This window comes from Brevinematia bacterium (genome assembly GCA_039630355.1).
Classification (GTDB): domain Bacteria; phylum Spirochaetota; class Brevinematia; order DTOW01; family DTOW01; genus SKYB106.
Genome location: JBCNVF010000066.1, coordinates 1 through 11,505, shown reverse-complemented (window position 1 = coordinate 11,505; position 11,505 = coordinate 1). Strand labels below are relative to the sequence as shown.

The following is an 11,505-nucleotide window of genomic DNA, read 5'->3' as shown; positions in this document are numbered from 1 at the left end:
TGTGGGAATACTCCAACCTTGAGAACTACTAAGCATTGGTATTTTACTTTGAGTAAGTTTGAGAACCAACTTAGGGAGTACTTGGAGTCACAGATTGATTGGAAACCCAATGTTAGGGATTTTGCACTATCCTGGATAAAGGAAGGACTGAAGGATAGGCCTATATCAAGAGATCTCAACTGGGGGATTCCTTTACCTCTTGAGGAGGCAAAGGGTAAGGTGATGTATGTTTGGTTTGAGGCACCGATAGGGTATATCTCTTCAACGGTAGAATGGGCTGAGAAGATCGGCAAGCCCGATAAATGGAAGGAATATTGGCTTGATCCTGAAACTAGGCTTATCCACTTCATTGGAAAGGATAACATTCCGTTTCATGCGATAATTTGGCCTGCAACCTTGCTTGCTCAACATGGAAAATGGATATTGCCCTACAATATTCCTGCGAATGAGTTTATGAATTTAGAGGGGGAAAAGATATCAACATCCAGAAATTGGGCTATATGGGTGGATGAAATAGCTGAGGAATTTAACCCTGATGCGATAAGGTATTACCTCTGTCTCAACATGCCTGAGACAAAGGATGCTAATTTCTACTGGAAAGAGTTTCAGGAGAAAGCAAACGAAGAACTAGCAAATGCCTTTGGAAATCTGGTATCAAGAGTTTTAAAGTTTCTAAACTCCAAAAATAACGGTATAATACCTAAGCCAAATAGATCTCTTTTTACACCTTTGGAGGAGAATATTTTGAAGAACATAGAGGAGATACCACAAACGATAGGTGAACTCCTTGAGAAATTTGAATTCAGACAAGCGATAAAGTATCTGAGAGAGATTTCGTTTTTGGGGAATAAATACATTGACGAGGCTAAAATATGGACCCTTACTCCGGGAACGGATGAGTTTAACGCAAAGTTATTTGTTGCGGTGCAAACAGTATTCACCTTAGGGTTATCTATGTATCCATTTATGCCAAAATCCTCAGAAAAAATCCTAGAAACGCTTGGATATCAAGAAGGTTTCATAAAAACTGTAAGGTGGGATGACATAGGCAAAATGACTGTCAGGGTAGGGGGAAGAATTTCTCAACAGGTGCCTATTCTATTCACAAAGATTCCAGATGATGTGATTGACAGGCAGATCCAAAAGTTGAAAGAATCCGCGGAAAAAGAAAAGATTCAAATAGAACCTACCGATGAAGTAATAGATGTTGAATATCTGAAGAAGATTGACCTAAGGGTGGCTAGGGTTAAGGGAGCATCAAGAATACCAAAGTCCAAAAAGCTGATAAAGCTTTTAGTTGAGGTTGGTGATTCTGAGAAACAGATAATAGCGGGTGTGGGGGAATGTTACGCTCCGGAAGATCTAGTAGGCAAGGAAATAGTAATTGTTAACAACTTAAAACCTGTTACGCTAATGGGTGAAAACTCTTATGGAATGTTGTTAGCTGCCAAGGATGCAAATGGTAATTTGGTGATTCTGACGGTGGACAAAAGCATAGAGAGTGGTGCTAAAGTTTCGTAAATCTTATGGATCCAGCGCAGATAATAGTATTGGTTGTAGCGATCTTCTCGCTAATTGGTTCAATGTTCGCATCCTTTTCGGAGTTGTCCTTGTTCATAGTAGACAAGGTCAAGTTGCACAAAATTATAGCTAGAGATCGCAAAAACGGGAGGTATCTAAAAAAGCTTCTAGAAAACCATAGAGAAACACTGATAACTATACTTTTTTTGAACTTACTCTTCAACACTACTTTCACAATTGCAATGTCTAACCTTACGCTCTCACTGAATATAATAGTATCAACCATAATAATATCTGGAGTTATTGCGGTCCTTGGAGAGATGTTGCCGAAAGTTGGAGGTTATACGATTGCTGAGAGAATGGTATTGGTTGTAGCTAAGGTAGTTTACTTGGTGAACTTAGTTGGTAAGCCTTTCTTTAGGTTTGTTAATTCGGGAGTTATTTATCCCTTCCTGAAAAGGGGAAAATATCTTTCAATAAAAGATAAAGCTGAGTTTGTTGAGGTTCTAAAGAGGAATGCTAGAAATCCGAGGATTAGGAAGTTTATAGAGATACTCAATCTTGATGCAAAGGATGTTATGGTTCCAATAGGTGATACCGTAGTGGTTGATGTGAATGCGGAGAATTTGGATAGAGAGATAAAAAAGCTGAAGGGTGCTCCTGAATATGCTCTAGTATACGAGGGTAGCCGTAGTAATATTGTAGGTGCTGTAAGGGTGGGAAAGCTAGCTAAGTTGATGTTAGGCAGTGAAACTGTAGCGAATTACCTAGAACCTGTGAATTTTGCTCCTGAGACTAAAAGGATGTATGACCTTATAGTGGAGATGAAGAGCAAGAGCTTAAGTGTTTCGGTCATTGTTGATGAGTATGGAAACATAATAGGAATGATAACACCTGAAACGTTGTTTGACTATATTTTCGGCACAGGTTCTCCAGAGATAATTATGCTTTCTAGGAGTAAGTACCTAGTTGAGGGAGATATATCTCTTAAAGAGTTTAATGAGTTTTTTCAAACTGAGTTAGAGTCGCAATTTTACAATACTATCTCGGGATTTATTATAGAGAAGTTTGGTAAAATACCAAACAAAGGTGATGAGGTAAGAATCTCGGGTCTTACAATACGCGTAAATGAGGTAAGAGGTGGTAAGATTGAGAGTATTCTGGTTAAGATGGATTAGACTCCGAACTTTAGTCTTCTTCCTAGGTATTCTGGCAGTCCTCTGTTTACAATCTTTCGGTAGGTTTTTTCAACGTCATACTCAAATCTTTTAAATATTACAAAATTTTCGGTTGTATTGAAAAGCAAATACGCTCCGAGAGGTATATTGTCTCTAGGTTGCCCTAGAGCGCCAGGGTTTATCAGGTATATGGAGTCGTTATCAAGATAGATTGGTCTGTCAAAAGGCACTTCGTGAAACCCCTTGGAAGACCACATTGCTGGGATATGAGTGTGTCCGAAAAACATTATCTTTTTCCCTACATTTTCCAGCTTGTTTAAGTTCCTCTTAGCTGAGGAAAGCGAAATAATGTATTCGTCTAGGTCAGTTAGTCCTCCATGAACGAAAATGTAGCTATCGTAATCTATTATGTCACTTAGTTTTCTTAGGTAGTCTAGCTCACTTTCGGAAACTCTGTTGAGCGTCCAAAAGATGGCCTCTGCTGCAACGAAATTGAACTCTGAGGTTCTCTGAGGATCAAGTAGTGCTCTATCGTGATTACCTCTTATAGCCCATTCTGTGCCACATAGCGACTTAACTATGTTTACGCAAACGTTTGGATCAGGCCCGTAACCCACAATGTCTCCAAGACATATATAACGATCAACTTTACCATAAGTTTCATTGACAAAACCTTCAAGTGATTCCAAATTTGAGTGAACATCAGAAAAAATAGCTACAACCATAACTATATTATTGTCCTTCTCTTAATTCAGTTGCGAATTTTGAAGGAGAGTATTTACCCAGTCCTGACAGGGACTGCGAGAGAAAGAAGAAAAACTACACCTAACTATGAATGTTTTTGACTAGTTTTTTTTAAAAACTAGGAAGACCTTGTAGGTAGAAACGTTATTTCACCGTTTTGGTATACAATCCTTATGTTATCTCCTTCCTTTATTTTCCCACTTATTATGTGTAGTGAAAGTTTGTCAAGTATCTCTTTCTGTATAGCTCTTTTAAGGGGTCTAGCTCCGAAAGTCTCATCGTATCCGATTCTAGCCATATACTCTCTAGCAGAATCTTCAACAACAAGCTTGATCTTTTTGTCCATTAGTCTTTCTTTGACTCTCTCAAGTTGTATGTCAACTATCTTCTTTATATCTTCTTTAGTTAGTTTTCTAAACACTAGTATCTCATCTATTCTGTTTATAAACTCAGGTCTGAAAAACTTTGTAAGCTCCTTAGTTATTCTTTCCTTGAGATTTCCATTTATTTCCTCAGTGTTTAGTCCGGATAGTAACTCTGTGAGTAAGTTAGAAGTCATTATAATTATTGTATTTTTGAAATCCACTGTTCTGCCTTGACCATCCGTAAGTCTTCCATCATCTAGTATCTGGAGTAGGACATTGAAAACATCGGGATGTGCTTTTTCTATCTCATCAAATAGAATGACGGAGTAAGGTCTTCTTCTGACAGCCTCTGTAAGCTGGCCTCCTTCTTCGTATCCAACATATCCCGGGGGAGCTCCTATAAGCCTAGCAACGGAATGCTTCTCCATATATTCTGACATATCAATTCTTATCATTGCTTTCTCTGTGTCAAATAGGAACCAAGCAAGAGTTCTGGCAAGCTCTGTTTTACCTACGCCGGTAGGCCCAAGAAATAGAAATGAGCCTAGGGGTCTATTTTCGTCCTGTATTCCGGCCCTTGCTCTTCTTATTGCGTTTGAAACTGCGGAAATGGCATGATCTTGACCAATAACTCTCTTCCTAAGTTCCTCCTCCATCCTAACAAGCCTTTCCCTCTCACTCTCAAGCATTCTCTTAACTGGTATACCAGTCCACTCGGAAACCACCCTCGCCACATCTTCTTCAGTAACTTCCTCTCTAAGTAAGGAACCTTCTCTCTGCAACTCCTTAAGAGTATTGGTCAGTTCGTCAATCTCCTTTTGCTTCTGAACTTTAAGACCATACCTGATTTCAGCGACTTTGTTGTAGTTAGCCTCCCTTATGTATCTTTCCTCCAAAATGCTTAGCTGATCTAACTCTTCCTTAAGAGTCTTTATCCTCTGGATTATGTTTTTTTCCCTATCCCACCTAACCTTAAGAACGTTTAACCTTTCCCTAAGATTCACCAGCTCATGTTCCACTTTACTTAGCCTTTCCTTAGCTTCAGGAGAACTATCTTTCTCCAGAGCATGTTTTTCAATCTCAAGTCTAGCTATAGCCCTATTAAGTTCATCCACTTCCTGAGGCATGCTATCTATCTCCATCCTGATCCTTGATGCTGATTCATCAACAAGATCTATAGCCTTATCGGGCAGGAATCTGTCAGTAATATACCTATGGGCGAGAGTTGCTGAGGCAACAAGTGCTTTATCGGAGATTTTCACCCCGTGATGAACCTCATACTTTTCTTTCAATCCTCTAAGTATAGCAATAGTGTCTTCAACAGAGGGCTCAGCAACAAAAATGGGCTGAAACCTTCTTTCAAGTGCTTTGTCTTTTTCTATATACTTTCTGTACTCATTTATGGTAGTAGCTCCGATGACCTTTATCTCACCTCTTGCTAAGGCAGGCTTAAGCATATTACCAGCATCCAAAGCTCCTTCGGCAGCGCCAGCTCCAACTATCATGTGTATCTCGTCTATGAAGAGTATTATCTCACCGTTAGACTCAACAACCTCACTTATAACAGCTTTAAGTCTTTCCTCAAATTCGCCTCTAAACTTTGTTCCTGCAATAAGTGCCCCAAGATCCAGAGCTAGTATTCTCTTACCCTTAAGCCCTTCCGGAACATCATTATCAACAATTCTTTTTGCAATACCCTCAACAATAGCAGTCTTTCCCACACCAGCTTCACCTATCAGGACTGGATTATTCTTCGTCCTCCTCAAAAGAATTTGCATAGCTCTTCTTATCTCTGCATCCCTACCAATCACTGGATCAAGCTTACCAACCCTAGCAAGCTCGGTTAAATCCCTCGTATACTTTTGCAAAGCGTTATACTTCTCCTCAGGTGTCTCATCAGTTACCTTCTTATTTCCCCTCAACTCGTTAACTAGGGTGTAGAAATTATTGTAGGTTATACCATACTTGTCAAGAAGAGACTTCAACTTGCCGTTGGTGCTTTTGATAACCCCTAGCATCAGATGCTCTGTGGAAATAAAACTATCTTTAAACCTATTAGCTTCCTCAAGAGAATAGTCTAAAGCCTTTTTCAAATCTGCCCCAATGTATGTACTACTTATCCCCTGGATCTTAGGTTTTTGGGAAATAAGATAATCTATCTCTCTCTTAAGATCTTCTACCCTGACCTCACTGCTTTTTAGAACCGAATAAACTAAGTTATCCTTGTCATCAAGTAATGCTCTAACCAAATGCTCATTGTTCACCTCTTGATTATCATTTCTATCCGCTATCTCAGTAGCCTTCTGCAAAGCTTCTCTAGACTTCACAGTCAACCTTGAGATGTTCATACCCCGACCTCCAAGCTAACCTATCCTTTTTGATACAAACAGCGTGCCAATTTTAGCTACCTGACCAGTCTTGCACAAACCTCTCGTTAGACCCTTTCTAAGATGCCTTTAAGCAGTAGAAAAGTGGTGAATAACTCTCTTTTAGCTACGGAGTAAAACAAAAAAAGCAAAAACAAAGAAACTGAACTTTTTAGTGATGTGCAAAAATTACCCAGATGTATAAGTAGTATACATCTTAAGAAAGTTTAGGACCTATTTTTGTCAAGCTATCCAAGGAAATGGGTTTGAATTCAATCAAGTGTGTGGGTGGAATTTCAATATTTACGCTTGTTGGGGGTTTGAGCTTTACTAAATTTTTGCAAATTGTTATTGTTTGGTGAAGTTTTAGTTTGAGTTTCTGTTGACAATTAGGTTTCTTTGATTTATACTTCGTGTTGTAAGATGAGGGGGTGTATATGAGGCTACTGAGGTTACTTATAATAATATCTTTTGTTCTTGCTTTTCCGATTGTTGGGTTGGTTTATGCGCAGGAGCAAGCTGAGGAAGAGGAAGCTGGGATAGCGTTTCAAAGGCCTACGCCTTCAATGGAAGGTGTTAGGGAGAATCCAGAGAGTGGTTTTTTGAAGGACAATGTTTTGGAGAGAGGGAAGAGGCCAGATCAGGCGAAGATAGTATTGCTTGATCCTATTGGTGATGATAAAGGGCCTGGTTATTATACTTATCCGACGCATCCAGTGTATGTTGTTGGTGGTTTTGATATTGTTAAAGTTGAGATAGATGCGATGGATGATAAGAATGTTACATTCAAGATAACTGTGAATGCTGATCTTAAGCAAGAGTGGGGAATGGCTGCGGATTTTGATATTCAGCATTTCCAGATATATATTGATCAAGATCATTTACCTGGTTCTGGTTATCTTAGGTCAATTCCTGGTTTGAATATATACTTTCCACCTGATCAAGGGTGGGAGAAGGCGGTTATAATTTCACCGCAGCCAAGAGCGAGGGTTGAAATAGAGGTTAACTCAAAGGCGAAGGATATGGCACAGGATGTTGTTATACCTAGGCTTATAAAGGGTGTTGGTAGGACGATTATTGCAGTTGTTTCAAAAAAGGATCTTGACCTAGGTCCTGATAAGGATATAACCAAATGGGGATTTCAGATTTTCTCTCAGTCCAATGAAGGTTTTCCTGATCCGGAGGATGTTTTGACGAGGAATGTCAATGAATACAGAGGGTTGCATAGATGGGGAGGTGGTAGTGATTATTGGGGAGATCCGGAGTTTGTTGATATAGTGGTGTGGCCTGCGAGAGGAAAGATAAAGGAGGCGCAGGATCAGTTTGAGATACTCAATGTTTGGGAGTCGTATCCTAATCCTATACAGGATGTTAAAGCGGTAGTGCCGATGGTATTCTTAGATCAGACTGAGCAGTGGAAACCGCCTATAGGGTATATTAAGTTTGCTAAAGCTATGTCTGAAAGGCTAAAGCCGCAGGCACCACCTGATAAGTATGTTTCTGGGAATTTTGATTTATTTGGGAAACTGTTTACGAGGTGGAACTGGAATTATGATGCGACTAAGGAGAATGTTATAAGAAACTCACTTGAGATTGGTATAGATGGTAAAGTGTTCACGGAGGTTATAGATTACTACTTGAGGTTTGAGCTTACGGATTGGGAGGCTACTAAATGGACGACTTGGGTTAACGCAACAGCTGGTCAGGTTCCTATTGCTTTGCAATCAAGAAGGGTGGTGCTTAATAGACCTTTACCGACTGTTGATGTTGTGAGTATCGGTAACTATGATCTTAACTATAGTCCTTGGACACTGGGGCAGGCATGGTATCCGGACAGAGATAAGTTTTTAGGATTGTTTGTTGACGGAAGTATTGAGGGGATTTTAGGTTATAACTTTACTATCCACTATCCGCTTAACTGGATTGGTTTTGAGTGGGGCAAAGGTAACAACAGGATATATGATCTTGTGTATGGGTATAGGTTAACTTCGTCTGTTATACCTGGGGTAAAGCTACAGCATACTCTTGGGTATTATACTGACTTTGAGACTAATCCTGAGTCTGGAAAAGGTGGTCAAGCGAAAACGATGATTTACAGGGGAGGTAATGCTACTGCGGATGCTTTTATTGAGATAAAGTTGCCACTAGGTTTTGTTGTTAATGTTGTAGGTGCGGTTTCTTCGGTTGGCGTTAATCCAGAGTTTCTTAAGCTGGAGGAGGGATTGGAGCTTGATATAGACGGAAATGGGCTTGTTGGTAAGCTTGCACAGACTGGTATAAGTCCAGCGTTTCCAACGAAAGACAAATCTCTTAACATCATAGGTTTTGGTGGAACACTACTTGTTAAGAATGATAACATTTTTGATACCGGTGTAGGTTTTGTGGTTCAGGGGTTCTATATTGATCCTAACTATATTTCGTTTACTGCTGCCAGAGGTGATGATCCGTTAGCTTCTGCTGGATTTGGTGGTGGAACAACTGGTGCGGATGTTTTGATAATGAATGGGTGGCAGTCTGTTCATAGAGCACCGCAGGCAGCAGACTTTGTGGGTTCTGCACCTATACCGCCAGTTCCTTCTGATTTCCTAGTAAATGATCCTGTTACAGGGCTTAGTGGTATAGGGTGGATAAATGAGAAATGGGAAGGTATTTCTGCGTTAGGCTGGAGAGGTGCTACTGCTAGGATTGACTATTCGGTTGATGTTCTGAGGATCCAGGGTGAGGGTAGTTATATAATGTTTGGGTACGATCAAGCTTCAAATGTGGTTAATGTTGTTCCAGTTAGTTCAAACTTCTTTTCGGTGACAGGTATTCCTGTAGGTAGCACTCTCTCATTTGTTATACCGTATACTCAGATTTCAAAGATGAGGGCTATGCTACTGGGAACCTACAAGCTCTCTGATATACTCTATGGTATAGACATTACTCCTTCCGTTATGTTTGAGATGAATAACTATCCAACAGTATTTGGTAAAGGTAGTTACATACTTGAGAGGACAAGTTTCAGAGCTAACACTATGTTTGTCTCACCAAGTTTGACTTTTGGTATCCAGTGGACAAAGTTGCTTTTCATGAGTGTTGGTTACAAGTATGAGATAGGGACGTATAATACTGTTTTGAATTTTGTTTCTGGTTCTTTGACAGCCGACGATACCCAGGTGAAGAATTATAGTAGGCATAGGGTAATTTTGACTGCAAGGGCTGACACTCCGGTTGGGTATTATAAGTGGAGAGCTGAAGTGTTTTATGAAGGTGAGAATAAGGACTTTTCGGGTAGAGCGCCGTTTGGAGCATATAGTGTGCTTGAGTGGGAGTATGGTTTCTAAAAAGGTGGCTTTGCCACCTTCTTAAATTTTAGGAGGAAGGTATGAGAAGGGGAATATTTGTGTTTGTAAGCATTATCTTTTTGGGAAGTTGTGCTTTCTTGCTCACTGAGAGCGTTGACTTTTCAAAACTGCCTCAACCTATAGAGGTGAGTGAATCAAATCCATTTTTCACCCCGACAGCGATAAAATTCACGGGTGATCCGAGCGTGGATTTTGGATCTTCGTATGTGTTTTTAAACAAAAGTGATGGAGGAACTTGGAAGGCTTTGAATAAGGTCTATATAGCTTATTCAAAGAGATTTTTGTTCATAGGGCATAAGAATACGGTTGATGCTAATGATCCACCAGACTATCTCAATAGGGGTGCATTCTATGTATTCATAGATAATAATATCACAAATGGTAAAGGCAGTAAAGGTATGAAGAAGCTTGCTAATGGTGATAGTGGTATTACGGGAAGCTTTGATTTTCTTGATGATGCTCAGATTTCTACAGTGGGGGATAGAAAGTTTTCAGTATTTATAAAACACTATAGGCCTTATAAATATGCTGAACCTACTGGCGAGAACTTTAAGGCTTACAGGTTCATAAACGGTAGTATTGAGAAGGAATCAAAAGTTGGGCCTGGTGGAGGACTTGCTTGGAATAGGTATATAACGAATAATGTTACGGAGATAGCGATACCTTGGTCGTTTATATTTGGTAGCGATCCTGAGTATATTCCTGACAAGATATATCTTGAGTTTAGGATAGATGATGGTGCTGGTGGAACGAAGTTTAAAGAATCAGATTTTGGAACTAATGTTACTACTACTAATGTTGTGTCAAACTGGCTTGAGCTTAAAATTAAGTAGCTTCTAGGGTGGGGTTCTCTCACCCTGTTATATTGTTCTATGAGAGGGTTTAAAAATTTTGTAAACCTCTTGAAACTGAGAATGTTGTTTTTTATAATTAGGGTGTATTTATAGGAGGTATGTATGAGCCGAAAAACTATTTTTATTGGTTTGGCGGTATTAGGGATAACCGCCTTAGCGATTTCTGTGGTGTTTACGGGATCTTGTGCGTTGCTTACTCCTCCGCCTCAACAACCACCAGCACAGCCGGAGGATATAAAGATACCGAAAACACTACTGTTTGAAAATACTAGTAGTGTTGCTCCTAAGTTCTTAAGGGCAATATCCTATGAAAGAACTGAGACAGCACATAAGTTCTATATCAAGACAACGGTTGTGGTTACTAACTATTTCCCTGCCTTGAGAGAGCTGGAACCTAGACTTGGTGATGCTTATAAGGCGAGGAATGATACAGGTGACATATGGGGACTCTTGATAATAGGTATTGATAGAGGTAGTATAAGCACTGCTAAGAAGAATGTTGCTAAATTTGGAACTGTTGTAAAGACAGCGGACCCAGATTTTGAGTTTGACACAGTGATAAGGCTTAACAGTGACTGGCAGAATGCTAATCTAAGGGATGGTCTTCCAGTAAGAGCTGAGGCTGGAACCTGGTATCTTGAGACTTATGCAAGTGGTGATAATGAAGCTAACAACTATTGGAGTGTAAGAGAAGAAAAGAAGTTCCAAGCTAATGATAACGATCAAGATGGTCCTAGAGAGAAGTTTATAAGTGGTAATTGTACCGTTATGACAAATATTGATACTAATCCAGCTTCTACGAATACTTACAGGGTAGATGCGAATATCTCCTATGACTCTTCGTCTGGAGAATACATTTTGACAATACCTTTCTCCGTCATTGATGTAAATGATATTAATAAAATTACTGCATTTGGTTTGCAGAACTCTGGATGGAGACCTGGATCTCAAGTAAATGCAGTTATTAAGCCACTTGGGTCTGATAGAGTTATTGTCTATGCAGATGCTAATGGCGTTGTAAGAGGATTACCAGTTGTTACAGTGCCAAAGAAGAAGGATGAATCTCCTACTCTTATACCAGGAGCGTTTGAAGATGTTTCTTATGTTCAGTTAACTCCATCATCTGTGTT

General features: G+C 39.7%; 7 protein-coding genes. 5 read left to right on the top strand and 2 right to left on the bottom strand.

The genetic code is table 11. The features are described from left to right. Together metG and ABDH28_05010 are read left to right on the top strand one after the other, a co-directional pair. Positions 1-1,521: methionine--tRNA ligase subunit beta (metG, locus tag ABDH28_05015; GenBank protein MEN2998376.1), on the top strand; the 1,521-nt coding region annotated here is incomplete at its 5' end. 5 nt (positions 1,522-1,526) lie between these two features. After that, the gene (locus ABDH28_05010; protein MEN2998375.1) at positions 1,527-2,699 is read left to right on the top strand and encodes a CNNM domain-containing protein; all 1,173 of its coding nucleotides are present in this window, start codon (positions 1,527-1,529) and stop codon (positions 2,697-2,699) included. Here ABDH28_05010 and ABDH28_05005 read toward each other — a convergent pair. Both ABDH28_05005 and clpB read right to left on the bottom strand, forming a co-directional pair. Further along, positions 2,696-3,424, bottom strand: coding sequence for a metallophosphoesterase family protein (locus ABDH28_05005; protein MEN2998374.1), 729 nt, complete (start codon positions 3,422-3,424; stop codon positions 2,696-2,698). The genes ABDH28_05010 and ABDH28_05005 overlap by 4 nt on opposite strands. Before the next feature lie 137 nt (positions 3,425-3,561). Then, a complete protein-coding gene (gene clpB, locus ABDH28_05000) occupies positions 3,562-6,156 on the bottom strand; it encodes an ATP-dependent chaperone ClpB (protein MEN2998373.1) in 2,595 nt (864 codons plus the stop codon). A gap of 455 nt (positions 6,157-6,611) precedes the next feature. Here clpB and ABDH28_04995 point away from each other — a divergent pair, with 455 nt between their 5' ends. The 3 genes from ABDH28_04995 to ABDH28_04985 form a co-directional block, all read left to right on the top strand. Continuing rightward, positions 6,612-9,500, top strand: a complete 2,889-nt coding sequence (locus ABDH28_04995; GenBank protein MEN2998372.1) for a glucodextranase DOMON-like domain-containing protein — start codon at positions 6,612-6,614, stop codon at positions 9,498-9,500. A gap of 41 nt (positions 9,501-9,541) precedes the next feature. Further along, positions 9,542-10,354 carry a hypothetical protein gene (locus tag ABDH28_04990; GenBank protein ID MEN2998371.1) on the top strand — a complete coding sequence of 271 codons (813 nt, stop codon included), beginning with the start codon at positions 9,542-9,544 and terminating at the stop codon, positions 10,352-10,354. Positions 10,355-10,477: 123 nt separating this feature from the next. Further along, positions 10,478-11,505: hypothetical protein (locus ABDH28_04985; GenBank protein MEN2998370.1), on the top strand; the 1,028-nt coding region annotated here is incomplete at its 3' end.

Bases quoted from the DNA above. Each gene is read 5' to 3' on its own strand.
- ABDH28_05010 (MEN2998375.1), top strand. From the start codon at position 1,527: ATGGATCCAGCGCAGATAATAGTATTGGTTGTAGCGATCTTCTCGCTA.
- ABDH28_05005 (MEN2998374.1), bottom strand. From the start codon at position 3,424: ATGGTTGTAGCTATTTTTTCTGATGTTCACTCAAATTTGGAATCACTT.
- clpB (MEN2998373.1), bottom strand. From the start codon at position 6,156: ATGAACATCTCAAGGTTGACTGTGAAGTCTAGAGAAGCTTTGCAGAAG.
- ABDH28_04995 (MEN2998372.1), top strand. From the start codon at position 6,612: ATGAGGCTACTGAGGTTACTTATAATAATATCTTTTGTTCTTGCTTTT.
- ABDH28_04990 (MEN2998371.1), top strand. From the start codon at position 9,542: ATGAGAAGGGGAATATTTGTGTTTGTAAGCATTATCTTTTTGGGAAGT.